The sequence below is a fragment of the Starkeya sp. ORNL1 genome (assembly GCF_012971745.1).
Taxonomy (GTDB): Bacteria; Pseudomonadota; Alphaproteobacteria; order Rhizobiales; family Xanthobacteraceae; genus Ancylobacter.
Genome location: NZ_CP048834.1, coordinates 2,404,008 through 2,424,773, shown reverse-complemented (window position 1 = coordinate 2,424,773; position 20,766 = coordinate 2,404,008). Strand labels below are relative to the sequence as shown.

Here is a 20,766-nt window from a genome sequence, read left to right as displayed (position 1 = left end):
GCGAGTTCCCGCGAAAGGATAACGCGATGTCTCAACATGCCATCGAACTGGTTCGCTCGAAAGGAAAGCTTCCTCAGCGTTACGATAACTTTATCGGTGGACGATGGGTGGCTCCCTCAAGTGGAGAATATTTCACCGATCTTAGCCCGATCAACGGCCAGCGTCTGGTCGAGGTGGCGAAGTCGGGTCCCGCCGACGTGGAAACCGCGCTCGACGCCGCCTACAAGGCCAAGGATGGCTGGGCCCGCCTGTCGCCGGCCGAGCGGTCACTGCTCCTGAACAAGGTCGCCGACCGCATGGAGGAGAATCTCGAGCTGCTGGCGCTTGCCGAGACGCTCGACAATGGCAAGCCGATCCGCGAGACCAGGGGCGCCGACGTGCCGCTGGCGATCGACCATTTCCGCTATTTCGCCGGCTGCGTGCGGGCCGAGGAGGGCGCGATCTCGCAGATCGACGCTGACACCGTCGCCTATCATTTCAAGGAGCCGATCGGCGTCGTCGGCCAGATCATCCCGTGGAACTTCCCGCTGCTGATGGCGGCGTGGAAGATCGCCCCGGCGCTCGCCGCCGGCAATTGCACGGTCATCAAGCCGGCCTCCAACACGCCGCTCTCGCTGCTGATCCTCGCCGGTCTCACTGCCGATATCCTGCCTCCCGGCGTGCTCTACGTGGTGACGGGACCGGGCGGTTCGGTCGGCCAGGCGATCGCCGCCAATCCGCGCATCTCCAAGGTCTCCTTCACCGGCGAGACCTCCACCGGCCGGCAGATCATGCACTATGCCGCCGAGCACCTGATCCCGCAGACGATGGAACTCGGCGGCAAGTCGCCCAACATCTTCATGGCCGACGTCATGGACGATGACGACGATTTCCTCGACAAGGCGCTGGAAGGCTTCGCGCTGTTCGCCTTCAACAAGGGCGAGGTCTGCACCTGTCCCTCGCGGGCGCTGGTGCAGGAATCCATCTTCGAGAAGTTCATGGAGCGTGCGGTGGCTCGCGTCGCCAGGATCAGGGTCGGCGATCCGCTCGATCCGGCGACGCAGATGGGCGCGCAGGCCTCCGCAGACCAGCTGACCAAGATCCTGGGCTATATCGACATCGGCAAGCAGGAAGGCGCCCGATGCCTGACCGGCGGCGAGCGGGCCCATCTCGGCGGCGATCTGGAGAACGGCTATTTCGTCAAGCCGACCGTGTTCACCGGCAATAACAGCATGCGGATCTTCCAGGAGGAGATCTTCGGCCCGGTGCTGTCGGTCACCACCTTCAAGACCGTCGAGGACGCGATCCGCATCGGCAATGACACCGAGTACGGCCTCGGCGCCGGCGTGTGGTCGCGCAACGGTACCACCGCCTACCGCGTCGGCCGGGCCATCCAGGCCGGGCGGGTGTGGACCAATTGCTACCACGCCTATCCCGCCCATGCGGCGTTCGGCGGCTACAAGGCCTCGGGCTTCGGCCGCGAGACCCACAAGATGATGCTGGACCACTATCAGGAAACCAAGAACCTGCTGGTCAGCTATTCCACGAAAGCTGTCGGCCTGTTCTGACGCGATGGCGCGGCGCCCAAGGAAGACGGGCGCCGCGCTCCGTCATGCTGCCGATCAAATCTCGTCATCGATGATGCGGGTGGCTGCGGCGCGGATCGCGCCCATATCGCCATCCGCGATAAGCCGCGGCCATTGGATGGCGCCGAGTGGCCGGCCGAGCTGATCCTTCACCACGTCCGGCGTCGCGTCCGAAGCGTCGTTGCGACGATCGGCAACACGCCGCAGCAGCCGCTCCGGGCTGGCCTCCAGCCACAGGCCGTGGAACGCAACGCCGGCACTCGAGGCGAGATCGGCAATCCTTGACCGGTCGTCGGGACGATCGAACACTGCGTCGGCGACCACGCCATGGCCAAGGCTCAGGACGCTTTCCGCCCTTGCGGCGAGAATGCCATAGACCTGTCCGGAGACGTTCGGCCGATAGGCGTCAGGTGGCAGCCGGGTCTCCGCGGCGACACCGAACAGGCGCTTGCGGATACGATCGGTCGCAAGAATGCGCGCTCCCGGTGCCGGACCGATCCCTGGGGCCAGCGCTGCCGCCAGGGTCGATTTGCCGGAACCGGACAGTCCGCCGACGGCGACCAGCCGGGCCGGTCGCGGGTCGAGAAGGCGCAGCGCGAGAGCGAAATAGGCGTGCGCTTCCTCCCGTCGCGCCGTCGCCTCGGCACCCGCATCTGCGACCTGGGCGGCGGTGACATGGGCACGTACGGTGGCACGCACCGCCATGAACAAGGGCAGGGCAGGCAGGCCGTCCTCTTCATCGGCCTCGTCGAGATAGCGGTTGAAGACGAGGTTGGCGTACCCCTCCATTCCGCGGTGCCAGAGGTCCATCAGCAGGAAGGCGAGGTCGTAGAGCACGTCCGTGGTCGCGAGTTCCTCGTCGAACTCCAGGCAATCGAACAGGGTCGGCTCGCCATCGACCAGACAGATGTTGCGCAGATGCAGATCACCGTGGCAGCGGCGGACCTTGCCGTCGCCGGCACGGGTGTCGAGCCGGGCCGCATGGGCCGCGAGCGCGGCACGGGACGCCTCTATCAAGCGGACGACGTCGTCCCTGGGGAATATCTCGGTCATCGCCAGCACGCGTTCATTGATGTCGAGCACTGCCGCCATTGGCGCGGCGCCGCCGCAATCGGCCGCGATCGCCGCGCCGGCATGGAACGCCGCGATCCCGCCGGCGAGCTTCGTCATCAAGGGCGGCGTCAGCGCTCCCGCCAGCGCCATCCGGTCGAACAGGCCACTCTCGTCGAAGCGCGCCATCTCGATGACGGCGTCGACCAGCACGCCTTTGCCATCCAAGGCGAGCCGGCCGTCCGGCTCGCGCGTGATGCGCCGCACCGCCCGATAGAGCATCGGCGCGGTGCGGCGGTTCAGGCGGAGTTCCTGCTCGCAGGTGGCAAGCCGGCGTTCCGCCGTCGAGAAGTCGACATAGGGCAGGCGGACGGCGCGCTTCAGCTTGATCGCCCGGGCGCCGATGAGCAGCACGATGGAGATGTGCGTCACGATGGTCCGGACGTCGCGCTCTTCGCCGCCGAAAGCCGCGGCCGAATTCAGGAATGCGATGGCTTCACCTTGGTCTTGGCTGGGCACAATGGGCCTCCTGGCGGTCGCGGCGCGATCTCAGGTCGCGTCCCGGGCGGCCCAAAGCAGCCGCAGGCCGAGCGCGCCAAGGAACAGTCCGGTTGCTCGGTCCAGCCACTTCTTCGCGTCGATGTAGAACCGGCGCACACGGCCCGAGCCGAAGAACAGGGCTACGACGGAATACCACCAAACCTCGTTGAAGGAGACGATAACCACCAGTGCCAGCGTCATCCAAAGCGGAACTTGGGCCGGCAGCATGGCGATGAAGATCGAGCCAAAGAATACAGCGACCTTGGGATTGGAAACCTGGGTGAGGAGGCCTTTCATAAACGGATTGGCAACGGCATCTTTCTTTTCGTCGTCAAGGGTGATCGGGTCAGCCGCGTGACGGAAGATCTGAAAGGCGATCCAGAGCAGGAAAAGGGCGCCGACAATCTTCATCGCGACGAAAAGCGGAGGCACGGCTCGAAACAATACGTTCAGGCCGAGAAGCGCGGCGACCGCCCACAAGACCGTTCCAGCCCCCAACCCAAGCGCGACCTTGATGCCGTCTGCGCGTGAGCGGGCCACGGCTGTGCGTGCCACGATAAGAAAGCTTGGACCCGGTGACATCACCGCCAGGACCTGAACGAGCCCGATCGACACAAGGGTCAGGAGATTGGAAGCTGTTGATTGCATGTAAGACTCCCTGGGCGCCCCGCGATCCGGAACGGCCGTGTTCACGCGGCTTTCGAAGGACGGTTCACGGCCCGGTTCGGATCTGCCCCCCACGCGCCAGCGTTATAGCTGAAGGCCGCAGGTACGTCCCCGCAACCACGCCGTCCTGCGCTGCTACACCGGGGTGCGAGGCCGCATTCGGTGGCGCGTCCCCGCGCGGGCGATCGGCCTCAGATCGACTTGACCTCGCCGCCATCCATCCGAAGCGTCGAGCCGGTCATCCAGCGCGCTCCCGGCGACACCAGGAATGCCATCAGTTCTGCGATTCGGCTCGCCATAGCGCGCTATGCCCGCCTCCTTCGGGAAGGCCGTGGATTGGCCAATGCCCTGGCTGGCCCCGGTGATGATGGCAACGGATTTCGACATGTGATGTCTCCCTGATTTTGAGGTCGGGGCAGGGTTGCGAACTCAGCGCGGGAGGAAGTCGCGGATCGCCGCCGCGATCTCCGCGGCATGCGTCTCCAGCGCGAAATGTCCGGTGTCGAAGAAGCGTACGACTGCGTTCGGGATGTCGCGCTTGAACGCCTCGGCGCCGGGCGGCAGGAAGAACGGATCGTTCTTGCCCCACACGGCGAGGAAGGGCGGCTTGTGTGTGCGGAAGTAGTTCTGGAAGGCCGGGTAAAGCGCGACGTTGCTCTTGTAGTCGCCGAACAGGTCGAGCTGGATCTCGTCGGCGCCGGGCCGGGCCAGGTAGAAATTGTCGAGTGAGTAGCCGTCCGGCGAAACCGCCGCCTCGTCGGCGACGCCGTGGGTGTATTGCCAGCGCGTCGCCTCCGGCGCGAGAAGGGCGCGCAAGGCCTCGCGATTGGCTGCTGACGGTTCCTGCCAATAAGCGCGGATCGGGCTCCAGCCTTCGCTCAGCCCCTCTTCATAGGCATTGCCGTTCTGCGAGATGATCGCAGTGATGCGGTCCGGATGCTTCACCGCGAGCCTGAACCCGGTCGGTGCGCCATAGTCGAAGACATAGACGGCGTAGCGCTTCAGGCCGATCACCTCGGTGAAGCGGTCGATGATGTCGGCAACATGATCGAAGCTGTAGGTGAAGTCGCTCCGCGCCGGCATGTCCGACTGGCCGAAGCCCGGCAAATCGGGCGCGATGATGTGGAAGCGGTCGGCCAGGAGCGGAATGAGGTCCCGGAACATATGGCCCGCGCTCGGGAAGCCGTGAAGCAGCAGCAGCGTGGGCGCGTCCAGTGGTCCGGCCTCGCGATAGAAGATGTTGAAGCCGTCCACGTCGGCGGTCCGATAGGTGATGGCAGTCATGTCGCGTCTCCTTCTGCTAACCTATTAAATTATATCAAACAGGTTATTTATGATTGAGTATGGCCAGTCAGCTGCTCGCGGAACTCGCCATCCTCGCGGAACTGCGTGCGATGCCTTGCGATGGCGACGGGTGGGCGTCTATGCCCGCGCGCCGGGCGGTTCCGGCCTGAGATAGGGCAACAGTGCGCAGCAGATCAGGGCGAAGCCGGCGCGCGGCGCGAACACAGCCACGACGATGGCGCTCGCGAAGATCGACAGGGTGGCAAAGGACCGGCGCTTCGCCATGCGCCTCGCACGCTCCGGCATCTGGGCGGCGTCGGCCTGGCCCAGCACCTGCCGCTCGAACACGATATAGGCCAGGTTCACGAAGACGAAGATCGCGGCGTAGGTAACCACGGGCGCTGATGCCATTTGCGTGCGCGCGACCCAGGCGGTTGCGAACGGCACGAGCGATATCCCGAAGAGATGGGCGAAGTTGACCCAGATCAGAGCCGGCGTGGTGTGGCCGACGAAGCGCAGCAGGTGGTGGTGGTTGAGCCAGATGATGGCAATGAAGAGGTAGCTCACCACATAGCTTATCGCCGTTGGCCAGAGCGGCAGCAACGCCGCGAATGTCGCTTCCTCGGGCGCCTCGAGCTCCAGCACCATGATGGTGATGATCACCGCGATCACGGCGTCGGTGAATGCGCCGAGCCGCTCAGGAGTGGTCTTGCTTTCATGCATGGCGACCTCCCGCTCTTTGCCTTGATAAGTCACGTCACGGACGTGAGTTCTGGCCGGCCGATGCCTCGCGCACCGCAGCACGTATGAGGTCCACGACAACGCCCGGCGCACTCACATCATTGCGGGACATGTCCGGCTCCTTCCCTGGCTCTCATCGCTCCCTGACGCTCTCGTCGGGCACATCGGTTAGTAACCTGTCTAGAGCTTATGTGAAGGTTACGATCGATATTTGTAACTTGTCAATGGCCCCTGGAGGGGTTATTTATTGGTTCCCTACCGAGAGACCGCCCCGATGGCTCACCGCCCGCCCGCCATATTCCTCGCCGACGCGCTCGGCCTGGATTTCCTGAATTCAGTCGCCACGCCGGTGGATACGCCGGTCGACTGGATCGACGACGGCGACGGTTTCGTCGCGTGGCTGGAACAGGCGCGCCTCGTGCCTGCCGACACGCTCGAGACTCTGAGGGCGCAGGCGATGCCCGGAGAGCTCGACAATGTGGCGGCTCAGGCGAGAGGCCTTCGCGAATGGTTCAGGGGGTTCGTTCGGGTGCGCAAGGGACGAGCGCTCACCTCCAAGGATCTGCACGAGCTGGAACCGCTGAACCGACTGCTCGAACGCGATGAAGGGTTCGGGCGCATTGTGGCGCGCGATGACGAAAGCGCAGGTGGTCTGGAACTGCGGATGATGCGCCGGTGGCGATCCCCGGAAGCTTTGCTTCTGCCGATCGGGGAAGCATTGGCGAAACTTGTGTGCGAGGAGGACTTCTCGCACGTGAAGGCGTGCGAGGGTCCGGCCTGCACGCTGATGTTCGCCGATCATACGCGAGGCCACGCACGCAGATGGTGCAGCATGGCGATCTGCGGCAACCGCGCGAAACAGGCGGCGCATCGACACCGGCTCAAGGCACAGCAGTAGCGAAGCTCGCCGGGCGCGGCGGCGCGCCCGCTCGCGCCGCGCCCGTTGCCCCCCGCGGCTACAGGAAGCCGATGCTCAGCCAGGGGAATGCCGCGATCACGATGATGGCGGCGAGCAGCGCCAGCAGATAGGGGATCATGTTTCCCATGGCGTCGTCCGGCGAAACCTTGGCGACGGCGCAGGCAGTGTAATAGCCATAGCCGAAGGGCGGCGAGAACAGGCCGAGCCCCATCGAGAGCAGCACCACCATCGCATATTGCACCGGATGCACGCCGAGCGTCTGCGCCGCCGGCACCAGCAGCGGGCCGAACAGCACGATGGCCGGGATGCCCTCCAATATGCTGCCGAACACGATGAAGGCGAGGATCGAGACCGCGAGGAAGCCCGCCTTGCCGCCGGGCAGGTTGGTCATCACCTCGACCAGGGTCTGGGCGAAGCCGGACTGCGTCAGCGCCCAGGACATGGCACCCGCCAGCGCGATGATGATCATGACGGCGCCGGACATGGCGACGGTCTCGACCAGCATCTCCGCCATGCGGCGCAGCGAGATGCCCTTCATCATGACGGTGCCGACCACGGCGCAATAGGCGATGCCGATGACCGCCACCTCGGTCGCCGTGGCGATGCCCTCCAGCACCGCGGCGCGGATGATCAGCGGCAGCAGCAAAGCCGGGATGGCGACGATGAAGGTGCGCCCGATGAGACGCAGGTCGCGCTTCGCTTCGACGCGCCGCTCGCTGCGCGAGCGGGCAAAGACCACGATCGCCAACGCCAGCATGCAGACCACGGCCGGCACCAGCCCGCCGATGAACAGCGCCGCGATCGAGATGCCGGTCACCGAGCCGATGATGATGAGCACGAGGCTCGGCGGGATGGTCTCCGCCGCCGCCGCGGAGACCGCGAGCAAGGCGATGACATCGCCCTCGCGCACGCCGCGCTCCTTCATGGCCGGCGCCAGGATCGGGCCGATGGCGGCCATGTCGGCCGCCTTCGCGCCGGAAATGCCGGACACCAGGTACATGGCGCACAGCATGACGTAGCTCAGCCCGCCGCGCGCATTGCCGATCAGCGCGGTGACGAAGTCGATCATGCTCTTGGCCATGCCGGTGTACTGGATCTGCAGGCCGAGGAAGATGAAGAGCGGAATGGTGAGCAGGATGAAGTGCGACATCCCCTCATTGATGCGCCCGACAATGACGGTGAGCGGCAGGTCCGTCGTCAGCAGGAAATAGAGCAGGGTCGCGGTGCCGAAGGAGAAGGCGATCGGCACGCCGATCGCGATCAGCACCATCACGCCGAAGCCGAAGAACAGCACCAGATTGGCGTTGCCGAGCCCTTCCATGAACGGCGTCGTGGTCTCCAGTGCGGCAACGATGGCCACTGCTATTGCCAAGTGCGCGGCGAAGCGGCCCGGCGGCGAGGTGCGCCACATGCGGATCAGCAGGAACACGATCATCAGCGCGACGCTCACCGTGGTGGCGAGCGCACCGACCGAGCCGGGTATGCCGAGGTTGGGCGAGCGCAGCGGATGATTGAGCTCGATGAGTTCCAGCGTCGGCATCATCAGCTTGGCGAGGAAGACCAGCAGGATGAGGGACGCCGCGCTTTCGAAGCGCTCGCGCAGCGGCGGTGCCATCTTCGACAGGATGAAGGACAGGCGCATGTGCAGGCCGCGCCGCAAGGCGCTGGCGACGCCGAGCATGCCGAACCACAGGAAGATGAGCGTCGCCAGCTCCTCGATCCAGGTGATCGGCACGTTGAAGACATAGCGGGCGAGCACCGCCCCGGCCAGCAGGACGATGTCGACCGTGAGCAGCGTCGCCGCCACCACATCCACCACGAGGCCGAGCGCGCGCTCCAGCGCATCGAGGAAGCGGCCGACCGATGCGTGCGGGCGGCTGTCGGAAAGTGGGCGTGACGCCGCCCGGTGATCGACCGCATCCATCGCCGTTACCCGAGCTTTCCGGTGTAGCGCTCGAGCGTGGCCCAGGCCTGCGCCCCGAAGCGCTCCTTCCACTCGCCATAGAAGGGCGTGCCGTCGAGATGGGCGCGGAACGCCTGGCGGTCCGGCTCGACGAAGGTCATGCCGGCGGCCTTGAGCTTGGCGGTGATGCTGCCGGTGAGCTTTACGAGATCCTCGCGCTCCGCCAGTGCCGCCTCGCGGAAGCGCTTGGCGACGATGTCGCGCGTCGCCTGCGGCTGCTTCTGCCAGAACGCCTGGTTCGCCAGGATCCAGAAGCCATCCCACATGTGGTTGGTCATGCTGACATATTTCTGGACTTCGTAGAATTTGCCGGTGTCGACGAGGGGCAGGGGGTTCTCCTGCGCGTCGACCAGCTTGGTCTGCAAGGCGGTGTAGACCTCGCCGAAGCTGATCGATTGCGGCGCGGCGCCGAACGCCTTGAACAGCGAGGTCGAGAGTGGGCTCGGCGGGACGCGGATATGCACGCCGGCAAGATCGGCCGGCTTCTCGATCGGCTTGGAGCCGGTGGTGATCTGGCGGAAGCCGTTGTCGAACATCTCGTCGAATACGAACAGCCCGGAATCGCGCAGCGCGTTGCGAACCATGGCGCCGACCTCGCCATCCATCGCCTTCCAGACGTCGGAGATGTCCTTGAAGGCGAAGCCGACGCCGTTCAGCGAGGCGATCGGCACCAGGTTGGACAATTGCGCGCCGGCCAGCGGGTAGAACTGGATGGCGCCGGAGCGCAGCTGCGACAGCACTTCGAGATCGCCGCCGAGCTGGCTGTTCGGGAAGAAGCGCAGCGTGAATTCGCCATTGGTGTCGGCGGCGATCTTGTCCGCCGCCTCCTGCAGCCGGGTCAGCATCGGATGGCCGGCCGGCAGGTTGGTGGCGAGCTTGTAGGTCGCGGCGAAGGCGGGCTTCAAAAGGGCGAAGGTCGTGACGCCGGCGGCGGCCGACGCGACAAAGGTCCTGCGGGTAAGCTGGCGCATCTGTGTTTTCCTCCGAAGATTGTTTTTGCTTTGGCTGTGCCCTGGCATTGCTCTGGCATGGCTGCAGCCCAGCTCTGGCTTTGCTTGGCGTTAGGCGCAGGCGCGATCAGGCGAGGATCAGCCCTCCCGAGACGTCGAGAATGGCTCCGGTCATGTAGCGGGAGGCGTCGGACGCCATGAACAGCACGACATCGACGATGTCGGCCGGCTCGGCGAGGCGGCCGATCGGGATCTGCGCATTGAGCGCGGCGCCGTCGGCATCGTCCTGCAGCAACTCGCTGACGCGCTCGCCCACCACCGGCCCCGGCGCGATGGTGTTCACCAGCACGCCGTGCTTGGCGTATTCGCGGGAGAGATGGCGCGTCATGCCGATGACCGCGGTCTTGGCCGCGGTGTAGGAGCAGCCCAGCAGCGGGCTGACCGAGCGGCCGGCATTGGAGGCGAAATTGATGATGCGCCCGCCGCCCGCGGCGACCATGTGCGGCAGCACCGCCTTGGCGCAGAGAAAGCTGCCGCGCACATTCGAGGCGAACACCTGGTCCCACTCCTCGACCGGCGTCTCGTGGGTCACGCGATAGGCGGCGCCATAGCTGCCCGCTGCATTGACGAGGACATTGACGCGACCCCAGCGCTCGAGCACCGCCGCGACGGCCGCCTGCACGTCCTGTTCCCGGGAGACGTCGGCGGCGATGGCGAGCGCGCTGCCACCCTCGCTGGCGATGAGCTGCGCCACTTCCTCGGCGCGCTCCGGCACCAGGTCGCACAGTCCGACGTGCCCGCCGAGGCTCGCGAGCCGCTCGGCCAGCAGCCGGCCGATGCCGCGACCGGCGCCGGTGACGAGGAACACCTGGCCCGCGAAGATCTGGCCCTTGAAGATGTCGGGCGGGAACGGCGCCTTCGCGCCCTCTGGCTGGAAGGGCTTCATGGCAGTCTCACTCCGGCGGGAAGGCCCTGCGGCACCACGTCCGCCGGCAAGGGAAGGGGATCATTCGCGCTCGGCAGATGCTCCACCGTGATGAACAGCAGGTCCTGCGAGCCGACATTGTGGAGGTCGTGCAGCATGTATTCGCCACGCGCGAACGACATGTGCCGGGTCTCGCCGGCGAAGTATTCCGCGCGCTTCGGCGGCCCGCCATTGATGTGCGAGACGGCGACGCCCGCGGTCAGCGCGGTCCAGAAATAATCCAGCACGTGGCGGTGGAAGCCGATGCGCTCGCCGGGCGCGAGCCTGATGAACCACACCCGCGCGCGCTCGCTCTCAGACAGCAATATGTGCCCGACGCATGGATTGAAGGCGTTGCGCGCCAGCTCCTGCTGCAACGCGTCGGACAGTTCGAATTCGGCGGTCACGCTCATCTCATCCTCCCGGCGATGCGGGGTTCGGCAAAGGGCGGTCAGGTTTTCGGGATGAAGCTCTGGTGGTCGAAGATCGCCTTGCGCCAGCGCGTGGCGATGATGTTGCCGAGCACGCCCTCGGTGACGAAGGGATCGGCGGCGACGAAGGCTTCGGCCGCCTCGCGGCTGTCGGTGGCGATGACATAGACGCTGCCGATCGCGGTCATGCCGTCATCGTCCAGCTTGGCGCCGGCGGCGAGCAGCTTGTCGAGATTGGCTTCCAGATAGGCGATGTGCGCCGGCCGCACCCGCTCGCGCAGCGCCGCCGAGTTCGGCTTGTCCGTGGCTTCGACGATGAAGGGCATGGGTCTCTCCGCAACTCAGGGAATGATCTTCTCGCGCTGCAATGCGCTGAACTGGTCGAGGAACATCTGTTCGCTGTCGACGAAGTCGAGGAAGCCGAACTTCCGGCACTTGGTGGTGTCGGACATCACGTCCCAGTCGTTGGAGAAGGCGTAGTTGGCGAAGTTCCAGTTCACCAGCAGCGACAGCGGGTGGCGCTGAAGGCCGTATTTTTCGACCATCGCATCCCACAGCTTCTCCGTGCCCTGCATCCGGGTCGGCACGTCCACGGTCTCGACGCCGCCGGCGGGCAGGCCGAAATGGCGGGCGAATGCCGGCCACAGATGCTGGTAGCGGAAGAAATCGCCATTGGTGATGTTGAACGCTTCATTGGCGCATTGCGGCGCGGTCGACATCCACACCATCGCCTTGGCGAGCAGGTCGGCGTCCGTCGCCTGGTAGATCGAGGTGAAGGCGCCGGGCTTGCCGGGGAAGGTGAAGGGCTCGCCCATCTCGCGCAGCAGGCTGGCATAGACCGCGATGGTCGAGATCAGGTTCAGCGGATTGCCGAGCGCGAAGCCGCATATCACGTGCGGGCGCGCCGCCGACCAGGACCAGCCCTTGCCTTCGCTCGCCGCCATCAGCAGATCCTGCTGATCGTAGTAGAAATGCGGCACCGATATGCGCGGATCGGTCTCCTTGGCAGGAGTCTTGAACGGGCCGAGATACTGTCCGTAATATTTGGTGCCCTGCAGCAGGCACACATGCTGAAGGTTTTTTGCCGCCTTCTCGATCACCGGCAGGAAGTTCGCGAACATCCGCGTATTGGGCACGCGGGTCTCGGCGATCACCTTGTTGTCGACATAGGCGGTGTAGAAGACGTGCGTCACGTCCGAGAGGCCGCCGAGCCCTTCCTCGCAGCTCTTCGGATCGGTGAGGTCGACCGAGACGAAGCGTGCTTTGGTCTCGAAATAGGGCGGCTTGCGCGAGACGCCGATGACCGACCAGTCTTCCTGGCGATCGAGATAGTCGATCAGGGCGCGCCCGGAGACCCCGGTCGCCCCGACCACGAGGGCGGTTTTCTTCATCGTCACTGCATTCTCTCCAATCCGTAAGCAGGCGCGGGCGGCATCACCACCACATGCTCCCGCAGCAGGAAATCCTCGGTAGCGGACACGATCGGAGCGAGCCGCTGCTCGGCCAGCCCGCGCAGCCGGATGCGACCCATGTCGGCCGCTTCCCGCGCGGCGAACCAGAATTCGAGCAGACCGTCGAACACCGCCTCGCCCTCGACGAGATCAAGCGGGCCGGTCGTCTTCGAATTGAGCATGAGGCCCGCTTCGTCGAGGCTCACGCGAAACTGCGCGGCGCCGCATGCCGCGCCAAAACTGCCGATGTCGTCGCCGGCGAGACGGGTGCAGAAGTCCGCGCGCGACAGGTTGGGCGCGCGCTTCACGCCGAGCACCAGCTTGAACGGCGTCGTCGAGATCGCCCCTCTCGTGGTGAACCAGTGCTCGGAAGCCAGCAGATGCTCGCGCCGCGCGAGATAGGCGCTCGCATCAGCCGAGCCCTGGCGGCCGATATCGGAGGCGTAGGAGACCTGCGCGGCCTCGCGGCTGTCGAACCAGAGCTGGGCGACGCCGTCGGCCTGAGGCTCGCCATCATCCAGCGAAAAGCCGAGCATGTAGCCGCGCAGCCCGGGGAAGGCGGCGGCCATCGGCCCATGGATATTGAGCCAGCGCTGCTCGAACTCCGGCCGGGTCAGGCTCGGATGACGTTTCTGTAAGGTCACCAGTTTGATCATCGCAGCGCTGATCCCGCTGCATGGCGACGATCACGCCAGCGTCGATGGGTAACCATGTCTCCTCCAGTAGCGGGCCGTCTTTTCAAGCTGTTGCGGCCCGTCCACGAGGTACAGGCTATGCCCGGATTTGCCTTGCGGAAACAGCCGCACCGGGACACATACTGTTGAGTTTTCGGAAGCAATCGGATGCGTGATGACCTCGCTGAACGAGCTGCAGATATTCGGCGCCGTGGTCGATCAGGGCGGCTTCGCCGCCGCCGCCAAGGCGCTGGGCGTCACCCGTTCGGCGGTGTGCCGGCGGATCGACGGGCTGGAGAAGCGGCTCGGCGTGCGCCTGCTCGACCGCACCACCCGCCGCATCAGCCTGACCGATGCCGGGGAGGCGCTCTATCATCGCGGCGCGCGCATCCTCGCCGAGGTGCAGGAAGCCGAACTCGCCATCAGCGAATATGGCGAGGAGCCGCGCGGCGTGCTGCGCATCACCAGCCCGATCATGATCGGGCTGCACAAGCTGGTGCCGCTGCTGCCGGACTTCCTGCGCCGCTACCGCCATATCAAGGTGCAGCTCGACCTGTCCGACGACGTCATCGATCCGGCCCTGGCGGAGAACGATATCGGCATACGCTGGGGCGAGCAGCGCCCCTCCTCGCTCATCATCACCCGCATCGCCGAAAGCCGGCAGATCGTCTGCGCGGCGCCGTCTTATCTGGAGCGCTTCGGCACGCCGCGGACCCCGCAAGAACTGCTGGGCCATAATTGCCTGATGATGAGCCGGCTCGGCCTCGGCAGCAATGAATGGTCGTTCCTGATCGACGGCGAAGTCCTGCCGCTGAAGGTCTCGGGCAATTTCGTCGTCAATGGCGGCCACGGCAATTACGAGGCGCTGATCGCCGGCCTCGGCATCGGCCGGGTGACCGACCTGCGCGTCATCGAGGACATCCGCGCCGGCCGGCTGCAGCCGATACTGCGCGAATTCGAGCCCGACGACCCCATGGTGATCTACGCGACCTTCAAGAGCGGCCGGCTGGTGCCGCCGAAGATCCGGCTGTTCATCGATTACTTCCGCGAGCAGATGAAAGGGCCGCTGCCCAAGATCACCCTTTGACAGCGCCAGAACTCACCTCGCTACGCGATCCAGCAGCCTGTACCAGGCGACGGCCGCGCCGAGGAACCAGGGGCGCCCGGAATAGAGCGGGCGCGTCGGGAACGTCACCGCGTCGAGCGGGGTCGCCCCGTCCTTGTGCCCCAGCAGTCGGCGGCCGAGCTTGTGGCCGAGATAGAGGCTGAGCGAGACGCCGCTGCCGCAATAGCCCATGGCGTAGTGCATGCCGTCATGTTCGCCGATATGGGGAATGCCGTCGAAGGTGAAGGCGACGAAGCCGCCCCAGGCATGCGAGACGCGGGTGCCGGCGAGCTCGGGATAGCGCTGCACCATCTCCGCATGCAGGCGCACGGCGGCGCGCTCAGGCGCGATCTCGCCCGCAGCGACACGCCCACCGAACAGCAGGCGCGTGCGGTCCGGCGAAGGGCGGAAATAGAACACGACCTTGCGCGTCTCCTGCATCATGCGGTCGCGCGGCGACAGCCGGTCCATGAGCGCGGCCGGTATCGGTGCGGTCGCGATCTGATAGCTGCCGACCGGGACGATGCGGCGCTGCAGCCAGGGCGTGGCGCGGCCGGTATAGCCATTGGTGGCGACCACCACATTGGCGGCGAGCAGCACGCCGGCCGAGGTTTCCAGCCGCCAGCCGGTCTTTTCCCGTTCGATCGCGCGCACCGGCGTGTGCGCCAGCACGCGCGCGCCGGCGGCGTGGGCGCGATCGAGCAGTCCGGCATGGAGCTTGGCCGGGTCGAGGCCGCCGAAGCCCGGGAACACCACGCCGCCATGATAGGCATCGGTGCCGGCCTCGGCACGCTGCTCGGAGCGGGTGACCGGATAGGCCTCGATGCCGAACGCGCGCGCTTGCTGCTCGGCAGAGCGCCGCAGCGGCTCGAACTGCCCCGGCGCATGGGCGCCCTTGAAGTGGCCGGACGCCTTGAAATCGCAGGCGATCGCCTCTTCAGTGATGAAGGCGCGCAGGCGGTCATAGGCCTCGACGCCCATATGCACCATGGCGCGGGCCGCCGGCTCGCCATGACGGGCGGCGAGCGTGTCGAACATGCCCTTGAGGCCAACGGAGGCCTGGCCGCCATTGCGCCCGCTGCAGCCGATGCCGGGATCGCCGGCGTCGAGGACGGCGACGCTGCGTCCGGCACGGGCCAGTTCCAGCGCCGCAGCGAGCCCGGTATAGCCGGCGCCGACCACCGCCACGTCGACCATGCGGGGCAAGGTACCATCGCTCGGGGCCGGCCGCGGCGCGGTGTCCGCCCAATAGGGCGTGGACTTGAAGTCTTCGGTGAAGAGGTCGTCCACGCCGCGCCTTCCGGTTATCGCGGCGATTATAGCAGCGCCTGCACCATGATCTCGACCAGGGTGTCCGGGGTGGCGAGTTTGGATTCGACGGTGGCGCGGGCCGGCGCCTCACCGCCGTCGACCCAGGCTTCCCAGGCTTTGTTCATGCCGGGGGCGTCGGCCATGGTGGTCAGCCAGATATTCACGCTGACCATGCGGTCCTTCGAACTGCCGGCCTTGGCGAGATAGGCATCGATCTGGGCGAGTACCTCGGTGGTCTGCGCCTCGATATCGCCGGAACGGTCCTTGGCCGTCATGCCGGACAGGAACACGAAGCCGTTGGCGACGACCGCCTTGCAGAAGCGGCCATTGGAATCAAAACGGGTGATCATCGGAAAACTCGTTGTGGGAGGCGGGCAAAGGGCGCCCGGCGGCGTGTGCGCCGGGCGCAGGCATGAAGGCAGAGAGGTTAGGCCACCTTCATGATGACGGACTTGGTCTCGAGATAGGCGTCGATGTGCTGCGTGCCGGATTCGCGCCCGTGCCCGCTCATCTTGTAACCGCCGAACGGCACGGCCGGATCCATGGCGGCGTAGCAGTTCACCCACACCGTGCCGGCGCGGATCGACTTCGCCATGCGGTGGGCCTTGCCGACATCCCGGGTCCAGACGCCGCTGCCGAGGCCGAACGAGGTGGCGTTGGCAATGCGGGCGGCCTCGTCGAAATCGTCGAACGCGATCGCCGAGAGCACCGGGCCGAAGATCTCTTCCTGCGCCACGCGCATGTCGTTGCGCACGCCGGCGAGCACGGTGGGGGCGACGAAGAAGCCGTCGGCATGTGCGCCGCCGGAAAGCTGGTCGCCGCCAACCAGCGCCTGCGCGCCTTCCTCGCGGCCGATGGCGAGATAGCCCTTCACCCGCGCCAGCTGCTCGGCAGAGACAAGCGGCCCGATCTGGGTGTCGGGATCGAGGCCGTCGCCGACCCGGAGCGTCTTCGCATAGTCCGCCACCTTGCCGACGAAGGTGTCGTAAATCGAGCGCTCGACCAGGAGGCGCGTGCCGGCGCTGCAGATCTGGCCGGAGTTCATGAACACCGCCATCGCGGCACCCGGCACGGCGGCGTCGAGGTCGGCATCGGCGAACACGATGTCCGGCGACTTGCCGCCAAGTTCCAGCGTCACCCGCTTGATGTTGCCCTTGGCGGCCTCGATGATCTTCTGCCCGGTGAAATGCGAGCCGGTGAAGGCGACCTTGTCCACGCCCATATGGCCGGCCAGCGCCGCGCCGGCGGTCTCGCCATAGCCGGTGACGATGTTGACCACGCCGTCGGGAAGCCCGGCTTCGAGCAGCAATTCACCGAGCCGCAGCGGCGTCAGCGAGGCCTGCTCGGCCGGCTTCAGCACCATGGTGCAACCGGTGGCGAGCACCGGGCCGAGCTTCCAGATGGTCGAGGTCAAAGGCGCGTTCCACGGCGTGATCGCGCCGACGACACCGACCGGCTCCTTCAGCGTATAGGTGAAGAACTCGCCGGGGATCGAGTTCTGGATGGTGTCGCCATGGATGGTGGTGGCGAGGCCGGCATAGAAGCGGATCAGCCCCAGTGCGCGTTGCTTGCGCGAGCGCGCCAAGCTGATCGGCACGCCCATGTCGAGCGTGTCGAGCACGCACAAATCCTCGAAGTTCGCCTCCACCAGGTCGGCGAACTTCAGCAGGATGCGCTGGCGCTCGAACGGCGAGAATTTGCTCCAGGGCCCCTCGAACGCCCGACGTGCAGCCCCCACCGCGAGCTCGATGTCGCGGGCATTGCCGGAGGCGATGCGGCCGAGCAGATTGTTGTTCGCCGGGTTGCGGGTCTCGAACGTCTCGCCGGAGGAGGGGGACACCCAGTTTCCGTCGATCAGCAGCTTCTTGGTGCCGCCGCTGTCGATCGAGCGCTTTGACGCGAGGCTTTCGACTGCCGCCATGTGATTTCCTTTCAACAACATTCGGTCGGCGATCATCGCCCGCGCGGCATGGGCGCCGCGCGGGCGCGCCCAGGTCCCGTCCACGGGAAGGTGGACGAGACGGTGTCGATCGCCTCGCTTCAGAGTTCGCAAGCCCCATGCCAAGGCAGGGCCATGCTGTGCCTCGCGGCGGCCCGACCTCACGCGCCAACCCGCCGACCCCGAGCAACGGCTTCGCGCGCAACGGTTCCGCGCGAGCCAGGCTCCGGCGGGCTTGAACGGGTTCGCGAGGCCTGAGGTTCGGCGCGACGGCATCGTCACCGCGGACATTGAGACGGCGTCGCAAGGCTGAGCGCGCCGAGTCGCTGTAATGAGATTTCGCGGCCGCTCATCATCGCCAGATCAAGTATCTGCCCGACGGAGCGGCAGTTTTCGGGACGCGCAAAAGATTGGCACACCGATTGCGTTGATCAGCGCAACGTCGGTCTACGCCACCGCGATATCAACAAAATGGAGTCATCCCGATGAAGCTGTCCTTATTCATGATGCCGCTGCATAATCTGGGTCGCGATTATTCGACGACGCTCAAAGAAGATATCGAAGCGATCGTCTATGCGGATCAGCTCGGCTTCTCGGAGGCGTGGGTCGGCGAGCATTATACGTCTTCGGTCGAGCCCATCACCTCGCCGCTCACCTTTCTCGCCCATGTGGCTCCACTGACCAAGCAGATCACGCTCGGCACCGGCGTCGCCTGCCTGCCGCAATATAATCCGGTCCTTGTCGCCGGGCAGGCGGCGATGGTCGATCATCTCACCGACGGCCGCTTCATCCTCGGCGTCGGCGTCGGCGGCCTGGTCTCGGACATGGAGGTCTTCAATGTCGAGGACCAGAACCGCGTCGAGATGATGATCGAATCCGTCGACCTCATCCAGAAGATGTGGACCGAGACGCCGCCCTACACGCTGAAGGGCAAGTACTGGACGATCTCCAACGAGAAATATGTCTGGCCCGACGTCGGCATGGGCGAGATGCTGAAGCCGAAGCAATTGCCGTCGCCGCCGATTGCCGTCTCCGCCTCCAGCCCCAATTCCGGTTCGATCCGCCTTGCCGCGCGCAAGGGCTGGATCCCGGTCTCGGCGAACTTCGTCGCCGCCTGGAACGTGAAGACCCATTGGGAGGCCTATTGCGACGAGACCGCCAAGACCGGCGGCGTCGCCGATCCCGAGATCTGGCACGTCGCGCGCAGCATCCATGTCGCCGATACCGACGCCGAGGCTGAGGCTTATGTGAAAAAGCCGGGCGGCACCTTCGATTGGTATTTCGACTATCTGCTGCGCATCTACAAGCGCGTCGGCGCCACCGCCGCGGTGGTGGTGAAGCCGGATGACGATCCGGCCGCAGTCGACCATGTCGTGCAGCGCGACGACTTCGTGATCCATGGCAGCCCGGAGACGGTGGCGCGCAAGATCCTCGAACTGCGCGACTATATCGGCCCGTTCGGCACGCTGATGATGGCGGCGCACGACTGGCAGGACAAGGCGGCGATGAAGCGTTCGCTGGAGTTGATGGCGACCAAGGTCATGCCGATGGTCAATGCCGCGATCGCTGCCAAGGAGCCGGCGGAGGCCTCCGCCGCCTGAGGCCGTCTCATCCCGGGCCGCTCACTCATGATCCCGCGCGTCGCGACTTTGAGACGCGCGGCGGACGCCGCCGCCAGTCCGCAAGAATAGCAAGCAATTGCAAGACGTTGAAAATTTGCCTCGGTTTGGCACGGTCATTGCGTTGATGTGATGTGCCAATTTCTGAGGCAGACCCAAGAATTGAGCAGGGGTATATACGGGATGTCTTTGGACGTACGAGCCACGATGCCGGGCGGGACGAGGGGCGCCACATGAGCGCGGTCCCGCGGCAGGTCATCGTGGTCGGCGCCGGCATTGTCGGCCTCTGCTCGGCGCTGTCGCTGCAGCGTGCCGGTGCGGCCGTCACCATCCTCGATCCGCTGCCGCCCGGCATGGGCGCCTCGTTCGGCAATGCCGGCTTCCTCAGCGCCGACCAGAACGTGCCGCTCGCGCTTCCCGGCATGTGGCGGCAGGTGCCGGGCTGGCTGCTCGATCCGCTCGGCCCGCTGGTGGTGCGGCCATCCTATCTGCCCACCGCCGCGCCATGGCTCGTACGGTGGCTGCTGGCGAGCCGCATGAAGAGCGTCCTCAAAGCCTCCGACGCGCTGCGGGTGCTGCACCACGACAGCCACCAGCGCTACATGGAACTGCTCGGGCCCGCACATTTCGCCGACCTCATCCGCACCGAGGGCAGCGCGCACGTCTTCGAGAAGGACGAACCGGGGACCAGCGAGCGCGTCCAGAATGAATTGATGGCGCGGCACGGCATCACGCCCCGCCGCCTGTCGGCCGGGGAACTGCGCGACATCTATCCGGACATCTCGGCCCACGCCCGCCGCGGCCTGCTGTTCGAGCGCAACGGCTTCACCGTCAATCCCTCGCGCCTCACCGCGACGCTCGCCGAGCTGTTCCGCGCCGCGGGCGGCACGATCGCCAGCGAACGGGCGATGAAGCTGATCCCCCGGCCGCTCGCCGGCTTCCTGGTGATGACCAATGGCGCCAATCGCCTCGCCGATGCCGTGGTGGTTGCCGCGGGGGCCTATTCGAAACGGCTGCTTGATCCGCTGAAGGTCGCGTTCCCGCTCGATACCGAGCGCGGCTATCATCTGATGCTCGGCACGCCGAGCGTGACGCCGCGCATGCCGCTGATCCTCAAGGATCGCGGCATCGCGGTGACGCCGATGGAGCACGGCTTGAGGCTGGCCGGCACCGTCGAGATCGCCGGGCTCGAGGCAGCGCCCGACGAGCGGCGCGCCTCGGCGCTGCTGGAGAGCACGCGGGCGCTGTTCCCGACGCTGCAATCCACCGACACCCGGATCTGGATGGGCTTTCGCCCCTCGTTGCCGGACAGCGTGCCGGCGATCGGCGCGGTGCCGGGCATTGACGGGCTCTACCTCGCCGCCGGGCACGGCCATACCGGTATGGTCGGCGCCTCGGAGACCGGCATGCTGGTGCGGGCTCTGGTGCTCCGCCAGAAGCCCGCCATCGATCCCGCCCCCTATGCGCTGGAGCGCTTCGGTGCCCGGGCCGTCGAGCGCTCGCGCATGGTGGGGATCAGCGGGCTGCCGTGCATCGACATCGCATCGGAAAAGGCGCCGCGCCGGCTGCCATGAACGAACAATAATCCAATCGA

The 20,766-nt window shown here is 66.1% G+C and carries 19 protein-coding genes and 1 pseudogene; 5 read left to right on the top strand and 15 right to left on the bottom strand.

Annotation, left to right across the window (positions count from 1 at the left end; all coding sequences use genetic code 11):
- Positions 1–26 precede the first annotated feature (26 nt).
- On the top strand, positions 27–1,547 hold the full coding sequence (locus G3545_RS11685) for an aldehyde dehydrogenase family protein (protein ID WP_170012728.1): 1,521 nt from the start codon (positions 27–29) through the stop codon (positions 1,545–1,547).
- Between the two features lie 54 nt (positions 1,548–1,601).
- On the opposite strand, the gene G3545_RS11680 is transcribed toward G3545_RS11685, so the two are convergent.
- The 5 genes and pseudogenes from G3545_RS11680 to G3545_RS11660 all read right to left on the bottom strand — a co-directional run bounded on the left by G3545_RS11680 (position 1,602) and on the right by G3545_RS11660 (position 5,861).
- The gene (locus G3545_RS11680) at positions 1,602–3,134 is read right to left on the bottom strand and encodes a bifunctional aminoglycoside phosphotransferase/ATP-binding protein (RefSeq protein ID WP_246702788.1); all 1,533 of its coding nucleotides are present in this window, start codon (positions 3,132–3,134) and stop codon (positions 1,602–1,604) included.
- A gap of 30 nt (positions 3,135–3,164) precedes the next feature.
- The gene (locus tag G3545_RS11675) at positions 3,165–3,803 is read right to left on the bottom strand and encodes a LysE family transporter (RefSeq protein ID WP_170012726.1); all 639 of its coding nucleotides are present in this window, start codon (positions 3,801–3,803) and stop codon (positions 3,165–3,167) included.
- 209 nt (positions 3,804–4,012) lie between these two features.
- Positions 4,013–4,160 (bottom strand): annotated as a pseudogene (locus G3545_RS29990) (short-chain dehydrogenase); the annotation flags it as partial.
- Between the two features lie 90 nt (positions 4,161–4,250).
- Positions 4,251–5,105, bottom strand: coding sequence for an alpha/beta hydrolase (locus G3545_RS11665; protein WP_170012724.1), 855 nt, complete (start codon positions 5,103–5,105; stop codon positions 4,251–4,253).
- Positions 5,106–5,243: 138 nt separating this feature from the next.
- Positions 5,244–5,861 (bottom strand): TMEM175 family protein, encoded by a 618-nt coding sequence (locus G3545_RS11660; protein ID WP_246702787.1) that lies wholly within the window; start codon positions 5,859–5,861, stop codon positions 5,244–5,246.
- A gap of 259 nt (positions 5,862–6,120) precedes the next feature.
- Here G3545_RS11660 and G3545_RS11655 point away from each other — a divergent pair, with 259 nt between their 5' ends.
- A complete protein-coding gene (locus tag G3545_RS11655) occupies positions 6,121–6,744 on the top strand; it encodes an ABATE domain-containing protein (protein ID WP_170012722.1) in 624 nt (207 codons plus the stop codon).
- 58 nt (positions 6,745–6,802) lie between these two features.
- Here G3545_RS11655 and G3545_RS11650 read toward each other — a convergent pair whose 3' ends face one another.
- From G3545_RS11650 to G3545_RS11620, 7 genes are all read right to left on the bottom strand, one after another.
- Entirely contained in the window at positions 6,803–8,689 is a 1,887-nt protein-coding gene (locus G3545_RS11650; protein ID WP_170012720.1) for a TRAP transporter large permease subunit, read from the bottom strand.
- A gap of 5 nt (positions 8,690–8,694) precedes the next feature.
- Entirely contained in the window at positions 8,695–9,699 is a 1,005-nt protein-coding gene (locus G3545_RS11645; RefSeq protein WP_170012718.1) for a TRAP transporter substrate-binding protein, read from the bottom strand.
- A gap of 106 nt (positions 9,700–9,805) precedes the next feature.
- A complete protein-coding gene (locus G3545_RS11640; protein WP_170012716.1) occupies positions 9,806–10,624 on the bottom strand; it encodes an SDR family NAD(P)-dependent oxidoreductase in 819 nt (272 codons plus the stop codon).
- Complete coding sequence (locus G3545_RS11635; RefSeq protein WP_170012714.1) at positions 10,621–11,055, bottom strand: hypothetical protein; 435 nt, start codon at positions 11,053–11,055, stop codon at positions 10,621–10,623. The genes G3545_RS11640 and G3545_RS11635 overlap by 4 nt, the downstream gene beginning before the upstream one ends.
- Positions 11,056–11,093: 38 nt before the next feature.
- Complete coding sequence (locus G3545_RS11630) at positions 11,094–11,399, bottom strand: YciI family protein (protein WP_170012712.1); 306 nt, start codon at positions 11,397–11,399, stop codon at positions 11,094–11,096.
- A 15-nt stretch (positions 11,400–11,414) separates the two neighbouring features.
- Positions 11,415–12,464, bottom strand: a complete 1,050-nt coding sequence (locus tag G3545_RS11625) for an SDR family oxidoreductase (protein ID WP_170018034.1) — start codon at positions 12,462–12,464, stop codon at positions 11,415–11,417.
- A gap of 2 nt (positions 12,465–12,466) precedes the next feature.
- Positions 12,467–13,168, bottom strand: a complete 702-nt coding sequence (locus G3545_RS11620; protein WP_170012710.1) for an EthD family reductase — start codon at positions 13,166–13,168, stop codon at positions 12,467–12,469.
- 205 nt (positions 13,169–13,373) lie between these two features.
- Between G3545_RS11620 and G3545_RS11615 the strand changes: the two genes are divergently transcribed.
- Positions 13,374–14,285 (top strand): LysR family transcriptional regulator, encoded by a 912-nt coding sequence (locus G3545_RS11615; RefSeq protein ID WP_170012708.1) that lies wholly within the window; start codon positions 13,374–13,376, stop codon positions 14,283–14,285.
- Between the two features lie 12 nt (positions 14,286–14,297).
- Here G3545_RS11615 and G3545_RS11610 read toward each other — a convergent pair whose 3' ends face one another.
- The 3 genes from G3545_RS11610 to G3545_RS11600 form a co-directional block, all read right to left on the bottom strand.
- Positions 14,298–15,593 (bottom strand): FAD-dependent oxidoreductase, encoded by a 1,296-nt coding sequence (locus G3545_RS11610; protein WP_206151420.1) that lies wholly within the window; start codon positions 15,591–15,593, stop codon positions 14,298–14,300.
- A 26-nt stretch (positions 15,594–15,619) separates the two neighbouring features.
- Complete coding sequence (locus tag G3545_RS11605; RefSeq protein ID WP_170012706.1) at positions 15,620–15,964, bottom strand: RidA family protein; 345 nt, start codon at positions 15,962–15,964, stop codon at positions 15,620–15,622.
- A gap of 77 nt (positions 15,965–16,041) precedes the next feature.
- Positions 16,042–17,535, bottom strand: coding sequence for an aldehyde dehydrogenase family protein (locus G3545_RS11600; RefSeq protein WP_170012704.1), 1,494 nt, complete (start codon positions 17,533–17,535; stop codon positions 16,042–16,044).
- A gap of 503 nt (positions 17,536–18,038) precedes the next feature.
- Between G3545_RS11600 and G3545_RS11595 the strand changes: the two genes are divergently transcribed.
- Positions 18,039–19,154: an LLM class flavin-dependent oxidoreductase gene (locus tag G3545_RS11595; RefSeq protein ID WP_170012702.1), complete on the top strand. Its 1,116-nt coding sequence runs from the start codon at positions 18,039–18,041 to the stop codon at positions 19,152–19,154.
- Between the two features lie 251 nt (positions 19,155–19,405).
- Entirely contained in the window at positions 19,406–20,746 is a 1,341-nt protein-coding gene (locus tag G3545_RS11590) for an FAD-binding oxidoreductase (RefSeq protein ID WP_170012700.1), read from the top strand.
- Positions 20,747–20,766: the final 20 nt, after the last annotated feature.